Annotated in this window: 15 protein-coding genes and 3 pseudogenes; 7 read left to right on the plus strand and 11 right to left on the minus strand. The window is 69.5% G+C overall.

The features are described 5' to 3' along the window. Nucleotides 1-19: 19 nt before the first annotated feature. Both OG410_RS41405 and OG410_RS41410 read right to left on the minus strand, forming a co-directional pair. On the minus strand, nt 20-178 hold the full coding sequence (locus OG410_RS41405) for a hypothetical protein (protein WP_329303888.1): 159 nt from the start codon (nt 176-178) through the stop codon (nt 20-22). Continuing rightward, nucleotides 175-843 carry a hypothetical protein gene (locus OG410_RS41410; protein WP_329303889.1) on the minus strand — a complete coding sequence of 223 codons (669 nt, stop codon included), beginning with the start codon at nt 841-843 and terminating at the stop codon, nt 175-177. Before OG410_RS41410 ends, OG410_RS41405 begins: the two co-directional genes overlap by 4 nt. A gap of 379 nt (nt 844-1,222) precedes the next feature. Here OG410_RS41410 and OG410_RS41415 point away from each other — a divergent pair. Continuing rightward, a protein-coding gene (locus tag OG410_RS41415; protein WP_329303890.1) for an IS3 family transposase occupies nt 1,223-2,394 on the plus strand; the annotation gives its coding sequence in 2 pieces (ribosomal slippage) (nt 1,223-1,487 and nt 1,487-2,394; 1,173 coding nt in all). Between the two features lie 31 nt (nt 2,395-2,425). After that, nucleotides 2,426-2,938: pseudogene (locus OG410_RS41420) on the plus strand (transposase); the annotation flags it as partial. Nucleotides 2,939-2,954: 16 nt separating this feature from the next. On the opposite strand, the gene OG410_RS41425 reads toward OG410_RS41420, so the two are convergent. From OG410_RS41425 to OG410_RS41455, 7 genes are all read right to left on the minus strand, one after another. Next, a complete protein-coding gene (locus OG410_RS41425) occupies nt 2,955-3,080 on the minus strand; it encodes a hypothetical protein (protein WP_329303891.1) in 126 nt (41 codons plus the stop codon). A 6-nt stretch (nt 3,081-3,086) separates the two neighbouring features. Beyond that, nucleotides 3,087-3,404, minus strand: a complete 318-nt coding sequence (locus OG410_RS41430; RefSeq protein ID WP_329303892.1) for a hypothetical protein — start codon at nt 3,402-3,404, stop codon at nt 3,087-3,089. Nucleotides 3,405-3,447: 43 nt separating this feature from the next. Continuing rightward, nucleotides 3,448-4,446, minus strand: a complete 999-nt coding sequence (locus OG410_RS41435) for an NAD(P)/FAD-dependent oxidoreductase (protein WP_329303893.1) — start codon at nt 4,444-4,446, stop codon at nt 3,448-3,450. Next, nucleotides 4,443-6,329 (minus strand): ferritin-like domain-containing protein, encoded by a 1,887-nt coding sequence (locus OG410_RS41440; RefSeq protein ID WP_329303894.1) that lies wholly within the window; start codon nt 6,327-6,329, stop codon nt 4,443-4,445. Before OG410_RS41440 ends, OG410_RS41435 begins: the two co-directional genes overlap by 4 nt. Nucleotides 6,330-6,349: 20 nt before the next feature. Next, entirely contained in the window at nt 6,350-7,765 is a 1,416-nt protein-coding gene (locus tag OG410_RS41445; protein ID WP_329303895.1) for a radical SAM/SPASM domain-containing protein, read from the minus strand. After that, complete coding sequence (locus OG410_RS41450) at nt 7,762-9,144, minus strand: hypothetical protein (RefSeq protein WP_329303896.1); 1,383 nt, start codon at nt 9,142-9,144, stop codon at nt 7,762-7,764. The genes OG410_RS41445 and OG410_RS41450 overlap by 4 nt, the downstream gene beginning before the upstream one ends. A 186-nt stretch (nt 9,145-9,330) precedes the next feature. Then, nucleotides 9,331-9,471, minus strand: coding sequence for a hypothetical protein (locus OG410_RS41455; RefSeq protein ID WP_329303897.1), 141 nt, complete (start codon nt 9,469-9,471; stop codon nt 9,331-9,333). A 307-nt stretch (nt 9,472-9,778) separates the two neighbouring features. Here OG410_RS41455 and OG410_RS41460 point away from each other — a divergent pair, with 307 nt between their 5' ends. The 3 genes and pseudogenes from OG410_RS41460 (at nt 9,779) to OG410_RS41470 (ending at nt 11,525) form a co-directional block, all read left to right on the plus strand. Next, nucleotides 9,779-9,970 carry a hypothetical protein gene (locus tag OG410_RS41460; protein WP_329303898.1) on the plus strand — a complete coding sequence of 64 codons (192 nt, stop codon included), beginning with the start codon at nt 9,779-9,781 and terminating at the stop codon, nt 9,968-9,970. A gap of 172 nt (nt 9,971-10,142) precedes the next feature. Beyond that, nucleotides 10,143-10,688: pseudogene (locus tag OG410_RS41465) on the plus strand (transposase); the annotation flags it as partial. Nucleotides 10,689-11,096: 408 nt separating this feature from the next. Further along, nucleotides 11,097-11,525, plus strand: a complete 429-nt coding sequence (locus OG410_RS41470; protein WP_329303899.1) for a VOC family protein — start codon at nt 11,097-11,099, stop codon at nt 11,523-11,525. 829 nt (nt 11,526-12,354) lie between these two features. Here the strand turns inward: OG410_RS41470 and OG410_RS41475 are convergent. Continuing rightward, nucleotides 12,355-12,921: a snapalysin family zinc-dependent metalloprotease gene (locus tag OG410_RS41475; protein ID WP_329303900.1), complete on the minus strand. Its 567-nt coding sequence runs from the start codon at nt 12,919-12,921 to the stop codon at nt 12,355-12,357. A 485-nt stretch (nt 12,922-13,406) separates the two neighbouring features. Here OG410_RS41475 and OG410_RS41480 point away from each other — a divergent pair. Further along, nucleotides 13,407-14,197 (plus strand): annotated as a pseudogene (locus OG410_RS41480) (IS5 family transposase). 77 nt (nt 14,198-14,274) lie between these two features. On the opposite strand, the gene OG410_RS41485 reads toward OG410_RS41480, so the two are convergent. Continuing rightward, nucleotides 14,275-14,463: a hypothetical protein gene (locus OG410_RS41485; RefSeq protein ID WP_329303901.1), complete on the minus strand. Its 189-nt coding sequence runs from the start codon at nt 14,461-14,463 to the stop codon at nt 14,275-14,277. 1,304 nt (nt 14,464-15,767) lie between these two features. On the opposite strand from OG410_RS41485, the gene OG410_RS42765 reads away from it, so the two are divergent. Beyond that, the gene (locus tag OG410_RS42765) at nt 15,768-16,073 is read left to right on the plus strand and encodes a peptidoglycan-binding domain-containing protein (RefSeq protein ID WP_442814238.1); all 306 of its coding nucleotides are present in this window, start codon (nt 15,768-15,770) and stop codon (nt 16,071-16,073) included. Nucleotides 16,074-16,153 lie beyond the last annotated feature (80 nt).

Consider the following 16,153-nt stretch of genomic DNA (forward strand, 5'->3'; position numbering starts at 1 on the left):
CGACCCCGTGGAACTGCGATCAAGCACGTCGTATCGGCCAGGAACCGTCGCTGTATCGCGTGCGGGTGCGGGGGAGTTCCGCCGCGTCGTCGGCGCTGGGGGTGCAGAGCTGTTCAGCGGGGCGGGGGGTTCCGTCGTCGGCTTCGCTGGTTTCGATCTTGTACAGAGCCGTGGTCACGCCGACACCTCCCGGGCGATAGCGACCACCAGGAGCACGGCGGCGTCGGTGGCGTCCGGGTCGTCGTAGCTCTCGTGGTCGCTGACGTCGAACGGCGCGGCTTTCGCGGTGACCGTGAAGCCGGGGACGACAGTGGCCGCCTTGCCCGCCAGCTCGGTGTTGAGGCGGTCGGCGTCGTGGTCGGCGAGCCAGGTCTGGTTGTAGGGGCCGAGGCGGAGCAGCGTGTATCCGGTGCCATCGCTGCGGCGCGCTTCGACGTGGACGCCGTAGTTCGCCGGGGCCATGCCGACGTCGGCGGGGAGGCCCAGGCCCGCCGCGGCGTGGGTGAGGGGCTCGTAGGCCGGATTCCACGCACCGAGGATGTCGGCCGTCTCGCAGCGCGGCCAGCCCAGCCGCCGATAGTGGGCGCCGTAGGGCGTGTACCAGCCGTCGGGGTGTTGCAGGGCGACGGCGATCACGTCGGGCCCGTGGTCGTCACCTGGGCGCGGGTGGGCGCGCTCAACGAACGGGCCGACCCGGACGGCGATGTCCTGGCAGTGGCCGGGGGTCCAGGGCTCCGGATCGGGCAGGGCGGCGAGCATCGCGCGGAACTGGTCGACGGCGGCCTGGTCCTCGGGGGTGAGGGCGCCGGGCGCGTGGCCACAGCAGCGGAAGAGACGCTTCATCGGGTGGGCTCCTGTTCTCGGGTTGGGCGGTCCCAGGGGAGGGCGAGGGTGCCGTCGGCGGTGGGGGAGCGAGGTGGCCGTGAGGGTGAGTCAGCGGGTGGCGAGGGCCACGCAGCCCTGGTGGTACTTGGCAGCCGCGGGGCTCGGGCGTCAGCGACGGGCCACTGGTGTCGGCAGGCGGGTGAGGGGCAGACGTGTACGCGCTGCCCGGTCTCGGGGTGGTGGTCCAGGCCGTGGCTGGGGCGCGAACAAGCCGGGCAGCGTTGGAGGGGGCCGAGGTCCTGGGTGTGGCCGTCCTGGGCGTACATCCAGGTGGGCCTTCCACCTTGATCGTGGACACCTCGACACTGGATCTTGAATTCAGGGAGAGGAGTCCCGAGTGGGGACCTACAAGTACTCGGCGGAGTTCCGGGCCGACGCGGTGGCGCTGGCTCGTTCGTCGGGCCGGCCCGTCTCACGCATCGCCGCCGAGCTCGGCGTGAATCACGAGACTCTGCGACAGTGGATCAAGGCCGCGGAGAAGGCAGAGAGGCCCGAGGCGGTCGCGGAGTCCGCGAAGAACGCGGAGATCGTGGCCTTGCGCAAGCAGGTCCGCGAGCTGGAGATGGAACGCGACATCCTGCGCCGGGCGGCCAAGTATTTTGCGGGCGAGACGAACTGGTGAGCCGCTTCGAGTTCGTTGCCGACCATCGCGACGCCTTCGGCGTGAAGCGGCTGTGCACCGTGCTGAATCTGTCCCGGTCCGGGTTCTGCCGATGGCTGAAGACCGCGTCGGCGCGGGCAGCGAAGAAGGCCGCCGCCGCAGCGCTCACCCGGCGGATACGCAAGGTCCACGCAGAGTCCGGGAGGACGTACGGAGCCAAGCGGATCACCGCCGAGCTCCGCGCAGGCGGTGTGATGGTGAACCGCAAGCGCGTCGAGCGGCTCATGCGCCAACACGCGATCCAGGGGCGGAGGTTGAAGCGGCGGCACCGCACCACGATCCCGGACCCCGCCACCCAGGCGGTGCCCGATCTGCTGCGGCGCGACTTCACCGCGTCCGCCGCCGACCGGGCATGGGTCGGTGACATCACCTATCTGCCCATCGCCGGCGGGAAATTCCTGTATCTGGCCACCGTCATCGACGTGTTCTCCCGTCGCCTGCTGGGCTGGTCGATGGCCGATCACATGCGGGCCGAGCTCGTCACCGACGCGCTCATCGCGGCCATCCGCACTCGCGGCAGACAGGTGGACGGCGTCATTTTCCACAGCGATCACGGGGCTCAGTACGGTTCGAAGGCATTCGCCGACGCCTGCCACCAGGCCGGGATTCTCCGATCCATGGGAGCGGTCGGTACCTCCGCGGACAACGCCGCCGCAGAGTCGTTCTTCGCCTCGCTCAAGCGGGAGATCCTTCCCAGCCGGCGCGGCTGGCCGACAGAACGAGCCGCCCGGCTCGCGGTCTTCCGCTGGCTCGGCTTCTACAACCACCGGCGCAGGCACTCCACGATCGGCTACCTCGCGCCAGTCGCCTTCGAACAGAGATCAACTACGCTGGCCATCGCTGCATGACAACCGGTGTCCACGATCAAGGTGGAAGCCCCAGAAACTGACCGCCAAGATGGTGCACACGCTCGCGCGGGAAGTGATGGCCCTCAACCAGCAGGTCGCCGAACTCGACAAGGCGATCGAGGCCCGGTTTCGCGACCATCGGGACTTCGACGTGATCACCAGCATGCCGGGCCTGGGCGTGATCCTCGGTGCCGAGTTCCTGGCCGCGACCGGCGGCGACATGAATCTCTTCGGCACTCCTGACCGCCTCGCCGGCTTCGGCGGCGTTGCTCCCGTGCCCCGCGACTCCGGCAAGATCAGCGGCAACCTCCGCCGCCCGCGACGCTACAACCGCCGACTCCAACGCATCTTCTACATCTCCGCGTTGTTCAGCATCCGAAGCTGTGAGGATTCCCGCCGGTTTTACGAACGCAAGCGAGCCGAAGGCAAACGCCACATCCAGGCCGTCCTCGCCCTGGCCCGCCGCCGCGTCAACGTCCTCTGGGCCCTCCTCCGCGACGGACGGACCTACGAACCCGCGCCACCAAGCACACTCGCGGCTTGACAGACCGCATTAGGAATCACTGGTAGTCGAGCGTCGTGTGTGCCCAGTAGGCGCTGCGCTGAGTCCGCAGGAGGAAGCCATTCTGGTCCGCGCCGACGTCGTGTGCGTAGCTGAGGAGGGACTCCCGGACAGTGGCCGGCATGGGGACCTAGCGGAAGTCGCTGGCCCTGCGGTGCTTGAGCGGGGAACGCTGGCGGGTCTTCCCCTCGATCTGCTCGGTGATGCGGTACACGTCGTCCGCGACCATCCCTTCGAGGTTGGCTGCGAACGCCTCTCCGTTTCGGTGCCCACACCCGGACATCAGGTCGATGATGACGACGAGAGCCTTGGACCTGACCTCTTTGAGCGCGTGGATCTCCTCCAGCGTGGGGATGGTGATCCGGTTGGGGATGTACTCCGGTGGGATGACGCCCTGGAAGGAGTCGTCGGCATCCCCGAACAGCAGTGGCGGGACCTCCTGCCACACCTGACCTGGCGCCCCTCGTGCGACCCGTAGGCTGTCGAGGGAGTCAGCCGACCGCGACGGCGTTCCGGGCGCCGTCGAGTTCGTCGGACCAGGCGGGTCCGGCGAAGGCGCTCCCGTACAACCGGGCGCAGCTGCGCTGGTGTTCGACGTAGGCCGCGCGCAGCCGGGCGGCGTAGTGGGCGCACAGCGCACGGGGCGCCGCGGTCCCCCGCACAGCCGCGTCGATGACGGCGGCGGCGAGGATGCCCGTACGCAGGGCCTGCGCGGTTCCGGTGCCGCTGAGGGGGTCGTAGCGGATGGCTCCGGCCCCCACCAGCAGCCGGCCCGGGGCGTCCCCGGCGGGTGCCGTCGCGGGGGCCGGGTGCAGCAGCGGGGCGGCCGGGACGGCGGCGGCGGACCGGGGCGGGTGGCGCAGGAGCGCCCCGAGACCGGTCTCGGCGGCCAGCCGGGCGAGCAGGGCGATGGGGTCCCCGGCCGGACCGGGCACCATGGCCTGTACGAGGGCGGCGCCGCGCCCCAGCGGGGTGAGCTGCGCCCAGCCCGCTTCGGCGGTGCCGAGGACGGCGGTGCGCTCGTCGGCACCGGGGCGCAGCGGGGCCGTCCCGGCCAGCAACCGCCGCCGCCCGGCGGCCCGTTCGGGCACCGCACGGGCGGTCACCACCCAGCCGGGCGGTCCCTCCGGCGGATCCGTGCGCCCCTCGTCCATGCCGTGCTCCGCCAGCCGCTCCCGCATGCGGACGGCCACCTCGGCTCCGTCCACCACCCGGCTGGCCTGCGCGAACCGGGTCGGCGGCCCGTCTCCCCAGCGTACCTGACGGTGCGCCACCTCCCAGGTCCTGTCGAGGAGCCCCGGACCCCACAGGGAGTCCAGCAGCTCCAGGGCCGGCCCGGCGAGCAGCAGCGGCCGAGCCCCCGTGGCGGCCGCCCCCGCCGTGCCCGGCCCGGGCGGCGGCAGCCGGACCCGGTGCCCGCGCCCGGCCAGTAGCCGGGCGCAGGTCAGTTCCGCCAGTCCGGCCCCGCCGATCTCGACGGGGCGGCTCATCCCTGAAGGTCCAGCACGTCCAGCAGAGCCGCGGTTTCGAACTGCTGACTAATCGTCATGTCCCTCAGGTCCCCGTCGAGTTCCCGAATGGCGGCCAGGGTCTCGATCGCCGCGATGGCCGCTTCCCTGGTGGCCTGACCGTCGGCGAGCTCGGGCGGCAGCTCGCCCGCGCCCGGCGCGAAGGCCGAGGGCAGGGTGAAGCGGGGCGCGATGCCGCGGGTGGCGAGGAGGTGGTTGATCTCGTGGAGGTTCTCCATCGTGACCCGGGCCTGGTCGATCAGCAGACCACCGGCCTGGTCGCCGAGTGCGAAGGTGGCTTGCAGGGTGCCGAGCAGTGCCGCGTAGTACCGGTCGCTGAGGTCGAGCAGCGTTTGGCCCAGCTCGTCCTGCGCGCCCGGCTGCCGTAGGGGTCGCAGGTACACGAGGGGATCGAGGCCCACCAAGTGCTCCTTCACCGCGGTGAACCGACGGAAGTGCTCCTCGCCCTCGTCGATGACGAGCTTGATCAGGTGGGCCAGCCTGTCGGCCTCGGGGAACACGTCCGGCTGCTTGATGATGCTCCGGTGCAGCTGGACGTACATGCCGTCGAGGCCGGTGCCCACCTGCTGGCTGGGGGCCTCCACGTCGATGAACCACTGCAGTTGCGCGGGTGTCAGCGGGCGGAGCTCGAAGGGGTGGACCGTGTCGCGCACGATCTCCGCCGCCCGCCCGACGACGGGCTTCTCGCCCAGGGTGCCGAGGGCCTCGTTCACCCAGCGCAGGTGCCGCATCTCGTCGACCGCGACCTCGAACACCTCGAAGGCCGCGGCGTGGATCCGCCGCATCAGCCGACTCGCCGAATCCGGCAGCTCCCTGGGCGCGTTGAGCGAGTAGTGCGCGTACAGGTACTCCACGCTCAGTGCGTGCTCGACGGTGGCCAGTGACTTGAGCCTGCTGATCACGGTCGCCCGGTCGAGGAGCGGGATGTCGGGCGGCACCGGGTTGCCGATGCTGTCGTCCTCGCGGTCGTTGAGCACCACGGGCAGCACCTGCCAGTCGGAGATCAGCCGGGGGTAGCCGAGCTCCAGCCGCCTGCGCGGGCTGCCGAGGTCCAGTGCGTCCGTGTCGAGGTCCGGGACCGGTGTGCGGTCCGCGCGCAGGAAGTTCATCTGCGGGATGCTCTCGTCGGCGTTGCCGGCGACGTCGGGTTTCGAGGCGGCCCAGTAGAAGCAGCCGCAGTCACGGAAGTCGTACTGCCAGGGGGCGCACAGGCTGCGGGTGAGGTCTCCCGGCCGGTACACCTCCGGGTCGATAACCCCGTTCTCGTCCAGGTACCGGGCCCGGTCCGAGACCAGCACGGCCAGCTGGAACCGGCCGTCGGGGGCACGGCGGACGAAGCTCTCACCGCTCATGCGCAGGGCGTTGAGGTTGCCGACCGCGGCGGCTCCGAGCGTGGCGACGGTTGTCTGGCGCCCCAGCAGGAGTACGGCGATCCGGCCCGGCAGCAGATCGTGCACCTGCCGCCAGACATCCAGGCCGTCGCGTTCACGGCAGTCGACCGGCTCGACCTGGGCGTCGGTCTGGTCCACCCGGGTCCGGCCGCACACGGCCCCGATGAAGACCTGGTTGTCGCCCGTCAGGTCCGCCGTGGTCAGCCTGTGGGCGGCGGCCACCCCGCCGGTCACCTCCAGCGCCCGGGAACCGTTGTAGCGGTGGAAGTCGAAGAGCATCCCGGGGAAGAAGGCCTTGTCGAGGTTGCGCTGGTCGAACTCGAGCCCCGGGAAGCAGTTGTCGACCCCGCTCTCCGGGCGGGTGTTGGAGGGGTTGCCGCGTACGACGTGGTCGGCCCGCGCGGTGAGGTTGCGCGGGAGGATCTTCCCAGTGGGAGTCGGCAGGTCGGGCATGGACGGGCTCCTTCGGGCCTTCAGACGGTGCTGGCACTGCTCGTGAGCGGGGCCGCCGCGGACCGCTGCTCGAAGAACTCGGGCGCGGCCTGGCCGAGTTCGACGTAGGCGCGCAGGCAGAAGGACAGCCAGCCGCGGATGTAGTCGCAGCCGGGCCGGCCCCGTCGGCTGACCTCGTGGTAGCAGCCGCCGCCGCACAGGTAGCGGGCCCAGCAGGACCGGCAGGGCTCCTGCCGGTCCACGTGGCGTTCGGCCAGGTGCCGTTGCCGGGCGGCGGTGTCGGGTCCGGCGGCCAGTGAGCCCATGGCGAAGGCGGGGTCGTCGACCAGCCGGTGGCAGGCGTAGAGGCCCCCTTCCGCGGAGGCGCTGAGGTAGCCCGCGCCGGCCCCGCAGGGGTAGGGGCGGTGGGCGCCCCGGTGCAGCTGCTCCATGGCGGTCTGGAAGTTGCCGAACGGGTAGGCGCGGCCGGCCGACAGCTCCGCAAGGGCCCGTTCGCCGCAGGCGGTCATCTGCTCGAGGAAGCCCGCGAAGGCCTCGGTGGTGATCTCGTACGCGGGGTCCGGGGCGCTGACCACCGCACCGAACCCGACCTCGTCGAAGCCGAGCGCGATGCCGTGCTCCAGGATGTCCAGGAGGCGGCCGGTGTACGGGGTGACGCTGACGCGCGCGGAGAGGTGGCGGGGGCGGCCGTGGCGGGCGAGCGTGTCGAGCCCGGCCCGCAGCCGGTCGTATGCGCTGGCTCCGCCGGGCGCCCTGCGCAGGGCGTCGTGGCCGGTCCGGTCGCCGTCCAGGCTGACCGTGACGGTGAACGGGTGCTCCGCGAACAGTGCCGCGTCGTCGTGCCGTACGGTCGTCAGGTTGGTGGTGAGTGCGAAGCGGACCCGGTGCCCGGTGGTGGCCCCCGCCCGGACGGCGTACCGGACCACCTCGTGCACCAGGTCGCGGGCGAGTAGCGGTTCGCCGCCCATGAAGCCCACGACGACGTCCGAGCCGGGCGCCGCCTCGGCCAGCAGCCGGTCCACCGCCGCGTACGCGGTGGCCCGAGGCATCGCCCGGGCGCTTCCCCCGAACCGGCCCTCGTCGGCGTAACAGTGACCGCAGCTCAGATTGCAGGCCTGCATCACGTTGAGGGAGATCGAGGACAGCGGAGGCGGTGCGAGGGGAGTGCCGTCGATCCGCGGTGCCCCCCAGAGCGGGAGGTCCAGCGTGCGCCCCAGCTCGTCGAGGGAGCCCTCCGAGGCGGAGAGCCACTCCTCCAGCCGGACCGCCGTCGCCTCGGGCAGGTCGTACAGACGGCTGCCGTCGGCGACGAAGAGATGGGCCCCGTGCGCACTCCGGAAGGCCCGCACCTGCGCTCCGGGCCCGGCCGGCAGCGGGCTCGTGGCTTGTGCCGGGACGTCCGGGGGCCGCCGCCCGATCTGCAGGAGTACGGTCACGTGCCCGGCTCCGTCCTGTCACGCAGGCCCTGGGCCCAGGCGGTCAGCAGGTCGTACTGCCGTCGGGTCAGGTGCAGCGGTCCAGCGTCGGCACCGCGCATCCCGATAGGCATGCGGCGGTCGGTGTAGCTGGGCGGCAGGTCCTCGGCCGGTGGCCGTACCACGCGGTCGAGCAGATCGGGCTGCTCACGCACCATGTCTTCCAGAGCCTCGAGGGCGACGAAGCGGCGGTGGCGCCGACGACCGCGGTCGGTGAGCGCGAGGAGAACGCCTGTCAGCGGTTCGGGAACCGTCCACGCGACCCCTTCGTAGGTGTCGAGGACGCGCTGGTTCTGCACGTCCACGTTCATGTTGCCCATCGTTTCGAGGACCCGTTCGAAGAGATCACGGATCTCCAGCGCGGTCTGTCCCTCATCGGCGATGTAGGAGGGGTCGCTCACCTCGGCGCGCTTGACCCGGTCGGCGAGTCCGTCCGCGAGGGAGACGAAGGGCCTGCGGTCCGGTGCGAAGTCGGGCGGGCTGACCACGATGCGGGCGGTGGCGGTGAGACCTCCCGGCAGGGTCACGGCGACCGTGCCGTCGCAGACGTCGTCGACCATGCCCAGGCTGGCCTGGATCTGCCGCTCCGCGCCCGCGAACAGGCCGGGGGGCGAGGTCCGTTCATCGTCGCTGATGTCACTGAGCCTCAACCGGCACCACTGCGCGGCCGGATTGAGGATGAGCCGCTCCTGCGGGAGCTGGTACCCGGTGTTCGCGGCGAGCTCGGCCAGGTTCGTCGGCCCGTACACGAACCCTTTCCCCGGGGTGAACCGCAGCCGGAGCTCGGGGAGTTCGGCGTTCGGCGCGGGCACCTGGACCGAGCCGAGCGGGAGGGACTTGCCGGCCGGGACGAGCGGGTTGGCGGTGCCCTGCGGAGAGTGCCCGGCGAGCGGGTGCCGCTGGTGGTCGTCGCCACGGACCTCGGCCCGGGCCTCGACGCGGTCGTCCTGCTGCTGGGTGATGTGGTGGGCCTTGAGGTTGGCGACGGAGACCTGCCAGCGCACGTCGCCGAGGCCCAGCCCGAAGTCGGCGAGCACGTCGGCGGTGAGGACCGCCGTGCGCTGCTCGCCGTCGGCGGTGGTCCAGCTGCCGTGCACCTCGAAGAACGGGCACACCGGCCGCCAGCCGTCCGCGTCCTTGAACCGGACCTTCTGCGGCATCCGCGTGGTCAGGGTGCCGTCGGCGGCGAGGTCGAGGCTCTCCACCGGCTCCACGGTGGTCTTGCCCGTACCGCGCGGGGTCAGGTCGCTGGGTCCGTAGCGGTAGTTGTCGCACGGCATCGGCGAGGAACCCAACCGGGCGATGGCGAGGGGTGGTTGAAGCCAGATACGGTCGATCACCGGCACCTCCTGGCGGGCGTGCCGCCAGCGGGGCGGCGGCGTACGGCCGACCCGGAGCACGGTCCACCCCGTGCGGTAGAGTTACGGGACGTAATCAAATATACGAGTCTCGTCACCCTGTGTCACGCACGACACGGCGGGCCGCGGCCGGTCTCCGTCACCGGCGGGACGCGACCGCGCGTGCCGTCAGTCCGCCTCCGTGACGGTGCCGGACCAGGGGCCGGACGGGTGGCCGTCCGGCCCCATGCCCCAGGGCTCGCACCGCTCCCACGGGTACGCGCCGCTGGCGGCGTACTGCCGCGCCAGTTCGAGGAAAGCAGGCTCCACCCAGCCCCGGGCGGGGCCTGCTGGTTAACGCCTGCAGGGTTCCACCAGCAACCACGAGCGCGAGTTCCCTGCGGCGTTCCTCCCTTGTTGGCCCGCTGGCCCCGCCAGCCTCAGAAGTTCGCGAAAGCGCAGGTCAATTGCTCCTTGACGAGCTAATCCCTGTGCCGAATGAACGTCGCCTCGGTCCGGAAGCCCCGCCAGCATCTGCGGGGCTTTTTCGTTGCCGCGTGCGTCACCCTGTCGAGGGATCACCGGCGCCGGATCTGCACCGTCAACCAAGTGAACGCCCATCTCTTGAGGAGTGATCATGACTGCCCCCATCCCGATCCGGTCCGAGCAGAGCCAGCCGGCCGGGACAGCCCTTCAGGCCCCTGAAGCCGAGCCCTTCTTCGAGCTGCGGTTCGCTGAACTGCGCGTCACGTTGCAGCGGCCGCCGTACCGGCTCTTTGGCGCCCTCGTTACTGGAGCCAGCCTTATCTCAGTCTGGCTCGCCCGCTGAGAGCCCTTCCTGCCGCACGTGTGCGGGCTTCAGCCAGGCCTGCAAGCGGAGCCCGTACGAAGCTCCCGGGAGTAACTGGACACCGTTGGCGAATTCGGGGGCTGGACGTGACGTCGGCCTTCGCGACCCGTTGTGGTCGTGAAGGCCGACGTTGTGTTTGGGGAGGGTGTCGGTGTCGTTGCACGCCAAAAAGGTCGACGGGGTTCCGGAGGAGACGGCCCGGGTGGCACGGGCTGCGTTCCCGAAGGGCAGCTTGGCGATGCGGATCCGTGACGAGTTGGGCGAGTTGTTCTCAGACGCGGACTTCGCCGAGCTGTACCCGCGCAGGGGAAAGCTGGCATGGTCGCCGGGCAGGCTGGCGCTGGTGTCGGTCATGCAGTTCGCCGAGGGCCTGTCGGACCGGCAGGCCGCGGACGCGGTGCGCGGGCGGCTGGACTGGAAGTACTTGTTGGGGCTGGAGCTGGCCGATCCGGGTTTCGACCACTCGGTGCTCACCGAGTTCAGGGACCGGCTGATCGCGGGAGATGCTGGGATGCAGCTTCTGGACCGGGTTCTTGAGGCCGCTGTGCAGCACGACTTGCTCAAGGCCGGTGGCCGTGCGCGCACGGACTCCATGATCGTGCTGGCCGCCACACGGCAGGTCAATGGGCTGGTGCGGCTCGGTGAAACCCTGCGGGCTGCGTTGAACAGCGTGGAAGGAACAGTATGCGCACCGGGCCGGTGTCGAAGGCACGATCTCCCAGGGCGTCCGAGCCTTCGGCCTGCGGGATGCCGGTATTCCGGCCTGGCAAAGGCCAGGCTGCAGCACCAGCTCACCGCCACCGCGATGAACTTTCACCGCCTCAACGCCTGGTGGACCGGCATCCCACGGGCGGGCACTCGGACGTCCCACCTGGCAGCCCTCCGGCCCTGACAGTGGGAGACAAGCGTTGCCGTGGTGCGTGATGGGGCATTAAGGTCGGTCAGGTGACTGCCGGGTCGGCCATAGGCCATACACGAGCGAGGCGCCCGGCCTCGGCGTGAGTGCGAGGCGGGCAAGAGCCCCGCCGATGCCTCCCTGTCTTTCCTCCCAGCGCCCACACGCGGCGCTCAACAGCGGACCCAAGACTCGGAGACACGTCCACACATGCCACATGATGAGCAGCGCCAGCATGAAGCTGAGCTGCCGGCCAACGCCATCCAGCTGAACCACACTGCCATCTACGCCACGGACCGGCACCTGTCAGCCGAGTTCATCGCCGCGATCCTGGGTTTGAGGGTCGGCGCACCCTTCGGGCCGTTCTTGCCAGTCGCCTTGGGCAACGGCGTGACACTCGACTACTACGAGAAGCGTGACGAGCCGATCCAGCCGCAGCACTACGCGTTTCTCGTGCCTGACGAGCACTTCGACGCCATGATCGCCCGCCTGGAGGCGGTTGGGGTCACCTACTACGCCGACCCCAACCACACCGAACCCGGCCAGATCAACCGCCTCTTCGGCGGACGCGGCGCGTATTTCGACGACCCGGGCGGCCACAACATGGAGATCATGACTCGGCCATACGCCCGGACCTAGCAAGCTGCTGAGCGGCGATCCCGTCAGGTCCTCACACCGGGCGGCTCCCCAGCTTCCCGCCCCGAGCCAACACCCGGGGCGACGAGGTGCCGGGGAGCCGCTTGCCAGGCGGATTCGCCAACAGCGTCGCAACTGAACCGGGGGTTTGCGCATGCCTCCAGCACGGCACGCGGCCTCCCCGGCGAGTGCTCGGGAGGGGTGCGTCAGTTGGCGACGGGCCGTGTCACGGGCGCCGTGGGCGTCGGACACTCTCCAGCCACCTGCGCAGCTTGGTCCGCCGGTCGTCGGCGTCCGGGATGGACGGCGGGAAGGGTGGTAGGGGAGGCAATGCGGCTGGGGGAACGGTTGGGGGAGCGTGCGCCGGACCTGGTGGGGCCGGCGAGACGGGCAGGGCCGGTATCTGCGGCACACCCGTGCGATGCTCGGCTGGCGCATCGGGCTCCAGCTCCAGCTCCGCCTCGGCGGATGCAACGTCCGGCTGGGGAAGCGGACCGCTGGCACAAAACGCCTTGTCCAAGGCCGGGAGAGTGCCGGCGGCACAGCCTTTGCCGGGGGAGGGGTGCGGCGTTCGGGCGCGGGCATGGTCCGGGGCTCGGGGAGGTCGATGGTGGTGCCGTCGGTATCCCAACGGGTCACCTGCCAGGGCTGCTTCACCCAGAGCTGGAGCTCGATCCATCCCTCCGATTTCCGGGCTGAGCGCAGTCGGCTGGGGGCGTGCGTGTGGCGCACCCAGGCCTGAGGCTTCGCCCAGGTAGGGTGCCCGCCGGGAGGACCGGCGGGCACCCTACCTGACGCGCGTTCAGGCGTCGTCGTGCCGCCGCGCCGTGTGTCAGTCCACGATCACGACGCCACTGGGCGTGGTCGCGGCCGGTCCCGCGAGGGCGCCGCCGAAGTCCGCCTCGACCTCGGCCTTCTCTGCCGCGTTCGGGTACGGGTTCGTGCAGGCGACGCCCGCGCTGGAACCGGACATCAGACTGGAGCAGGGCCCGGGCTTGCGGTCCGGGAGGCCCAGGATGTGGCCGAGTTCATGGGCGGAGATGCGGACCGTGTTGTAGCCCTGGTCCACCGCCTGCCGGCCGATGTAGACGGTTCCGTTGCCGAGCGACCCGGGCAGGGCCCGGGGCCAGCCGTTGTCGGCCAGGACCCTTATGTTGGCGCGCTGCCCGGCGGTGACCGGCCGTAGTTCGACCGCGTCGACGCTCTCGTTCCAGATCGCCGCGCCGCGGTCGACCGCGGACTTGAACTCCGCGGCACCGCTCGCGTCGTAGGTGACGACGCGTGCGGCCAGGGTGTGGTCCGCGACCGCCGACGGGGCGGCCACGGCCTGGCCGCCCAGCAGGGGGAAGGTCACCGCGAGAACCGTGGCGACGGTGGTGGTCAAGGTACGGACGTGCATGGTCGACCTCCTTGTGGGGGAAGGTAGTCGTGCGCATGACATTCGCAAGCTCCCTTCCCACCGGGGCCGGACCCCAATCCGTCATTCCGGCCGTGCCCGCGCCGGGCGCTCCCCGCCGGTTGGGAGGCGACGATTCAGAAGCGACGCCGCTGAATGCCATGGCGGACATCGGTTGGACTTCGCGATCGGGCGGAGGCAGCGTGGACGGGCGGATCCCCACGATCCCCTTGGGGCACCCCCGTACCGCACGACCGGAGACCACCCGATGAACCGCGTCATGAATCCCGAGCGCTACGACGGCACCATGCGCTACCGGCGCACCGGTCGTTCGGGCCTCGACCTGCCCGTCCTGTCCCTGGGCTAGTGTCCTGCGCCCGAAATCGCGGGCTTACAACGGCTGACACAAAGAGGTGGATCGGTCCTGGCTGCCGTGACTGGCGTGGGAGTTGAGCGTTCGGTCCGGTGTGGGGACGTCGCCGTGGATCGTGTCGGATGAGTTGTGGGACCGCCTGGAGCCGCTGCTGCCGCAGCGTGAGCGCAGATTCCGGTATCCCGGCCGCAGGCCGTTGCCGGACCGGGAAGTGCTGTGCGGGATCTTGTACGTGCTGCATACCGGGATCCAGTGGGAGTACCTGCCACAGGAGATGGGGTTCGGCTCGGGCATGACGTGCTGGCGCCGTCTGCGGGACTGGAACGAGGCCGGCGTGTGGCAGCGGCTGCACGAGGTCCTGCTGGCCGAGTTGAACGCGGCATCGCGGCTGGACTGGTCAAGGTGCGTGGTCGATTCCTCCCACGTCAGGGCGCTAAAAGGGGGATCCATACGGGCCCCTCGCCGGTCGACCGGGGCCGGGCCGGCTCGAAGCACCATCTGATCACCGACGGGCATGGCACCCCGCTCGCGGTGCTGCTGACCGGGGGTAACCGCAACGACGTCACTCAACTGCTGCCGCTGCTCGATGCGATCCCGCCGGTCCGCGGCCGGGTCGGCCGTCCCCGCCGCAAGCCGGACTCGCTGTTCGCCGACAGGGGCTACGCCCATGACATCTACCGCGACCAGGTCCGCGCCCGGGGCATCGTGCCCGCGATTGCCAGACGCGGCACCCGGCACGGCACGGGACTGGGCACCTACCGGTGGGTGGTGGAGAGGAGTTTCGCGTGGCTGCACGGCTTCCGGCGTCTGCGGATCCGGTGGGAACGGCGAGCCGACATGCACGAAGCATTCCTCAAACTCGCCTGCTGCCTCATCACCCACCGACAACTCGGCTCATTGTGTTAGCCGTTGTAAGGCAGGCGGGCTCGTCCACTGACGGGGTGCCCCGAGGCATCCAGCCTCGGGGCCACAGCACGTCAAGATCAGCCAGTAGCTGGGGCGTTGTTAGTGTTGATCTCCGCCTCGACACCCTGGGCAACGAGAAGCTGCTCAGGCCGGCACACCTTCGTGTCGTAGGTGACGCGGGACTTCACGGCCGACGTGAAGGACTTCTCCGGGTTGTACGCAGCCATCTCGGCGAACGGCACGACGACGGAGTTAGCGGAGGTCAAGCCCATGAAAAGGTCGCCGCTCGTGAACTTTTCGTTGCCCTTCTTGATGACGGCGAGTTGGGTCGGGTGTGGTTACTCAGAGCGTTCGCGACCACGATCGGTAGGCCGAGAATTGAGCCGATCTGGTCGGAGGCCACGACCGAACAGCCGCAGTGCTGCGACGCGTCGATGAACTTCTCGTCCCGCAGAAGCAGGGAGCGCATGCGCGGGGAGACGGAACAGGTACCGGTCCTGCGGGGTAGATCGGGTGTCCAGTACCTCAAGCATCTTGACCACATAGTCGTAGACGGACAGCTTGTCTGCCGCAGGGGCGTTGACGTCGGTTTCCTGAACCTTGGAGATGGCTCCCAGCTCCAGCGCGGGGAGGCCGGACACTGTGGCGGTGCGTTCTCCGCGCCGCTCAGGTCCTTGCCCTGGAGAGCTGCGAACATGGTGAGAGTAACCAGCTCGTCAATGGCAAGCGCGGTCTGACGCGCACACTGCGAGACCAGGTTGGACATCAGGTCGATGCCGCCCTTGGTCTGGAGCTGGTGAAGAGCGTCGATCTCTAGGCGGAAGCTGGAGCCCTTCGCGACGGTCATCTTCATGTACTCAAGGACCGAGTGGTCGACAGCGCCGATCTCGCCGTAAGCCTTCACCAGGCCCTTGTCAGTGATTCCTAATGCGGCTTGACAGACCGCATTAGGAATCACTGATCGCCCTCTTCTCCCTCGGCAAGCCGGCAGGCTCGCTAGCCCGAACAAGCACTGGCCCCAAACGGGAACGGCCAAGTGCTGTGACCACAAAGGTGTACGACGGCAATGGCAGCGCCCAACTGGCAGACCAGTCGAGTGGAACGTCGGTCGTCGTATCAGGCCGGTGGACTGCTCTCGTGAACGGGTCTTGCGGCTGAAGGGTGTTGTCCACCCGTCAAGAGAGCGAGCGCTCCAGAGTGTTCAACACGCCGTCATAATTGTGGTGTTCAGGCACGGGCAGCGGGTCTATCGGCGACTTCACGAGCCTGTCGATACGCCGCACCGGCACCAGTAAGATCGAAAATTTTGTAATACACCAGATTGCGACCTGAGCGAGTAGAGCTGCATCCGAGTCTGGTGCATGCACGGCGGCGCCGACGGCCTCCCCGAGATGCAGCCTGGATGGGGGAAGCGCACGATGAGAAAAGGGCACCATCCTTCGAGGTGATCAGGATGCGACGCGTACTTACCGCCCTAGCGGCCCTGGCTCTTCCGATTTCCCTTGTAGCAGCGCCGGCTGTAGCGGCGTCACAGAGCCCTGCAACCACCGCAGTGGCCAGCGCTCAAGGCATGCACAATTTGAAGCGTCCAACAAACTTCGTCGATCAAGGCCCGGTTGACGTCTGTAACTACACCGATAGCCGACCGAGCCTTCGTCTCGGGGCATCCGGGCAAGCAGTCCAACAGGCTCAGTGTTACCTGAATCAGGCTGTAAGCGCAGGCCTGGACGAGGATGGAGACTTTGGCCCGGTCACTCGTTCCGCAACAGAGGACTTCCAACGATGTGCCGATATTGTCGTTGACGGGCGCATCGGAGCTCAGACTTGGTCGTTCCTTTCCTTCTGGGCCAACGCGCCAGATGCTCCCTTCTGCTGATGGACCCCGGGTGACTCTGTACCAGGGCATGGTGCCGCGCCATGAGTGATCGGTGCACCTCGCTGGCCGAGGCAACTCCT

The sequence above is a fragment of the Streptomyces sp. NBC_00659 genome, assembly GCF_036226925.1.
GTDB lineage: Bacteria > Actinomycetota > Actinomycetes > Streptomycetales > Streptomycetaceae > Streptomyces.

Coding starts and splice junctions, on each gene's coding strand:
- OG410_RS41410 (WP_329303889.1), bottom strand. CDS start 843: ATGAAGCGTCTCTTCCGCTGCTGTGGCCACGCGCCCGGCGCCCTCACC.
- OG410_RS41425 (WP_329303891.1), bottom strand. CDS start 3,080: ATGCCGGCCACTGTCCGGGAGTCCCTCCTCAGCTACGCACACGACGTC.
- OG410_RS41435 (WP_329303893.1), bottom strand. CDS start 4,446: ATGAGCCGCCCCGTCGAGATCGGCGGGGCCGGACTGGCGGAACTGACC.
- OG410_RS41440 (WP_329303894.1), bottom strand. CDS start 6,329: ATGCCCGACCTGCCGACTCCCACTGGGAAGATCCTCCCGCGCAACCTC.
- OG410_RS41460 (WP_329303898.1), top strand. CDS start 9,779: ATGACTGCCCCCATCCCGATCCGGTCCGAGCAGAGCCAGCCGGCCGGG.
- OG410_RS41470 (WP_329303899.1), top strand. CDS start 11,097: ATGCCACATGATGAGCAGCGCCAGCATGAAGCTGAGCTGCCGGCCAAC.
- OG410_RS41475 (WP_329303900.1), bottom strand. CDS start 12,921: ATGCACGTCCGTACCTTGACCACCACCGTCGCCACGGTTCTCGCGGTG.
- OG410_RS42765 (WP_442814238.1), top strand. CDS start 15,768: ATGCACAATTTGAAGCGTCCAACAAACTTCGTCGATCAAGGCCCGGTT.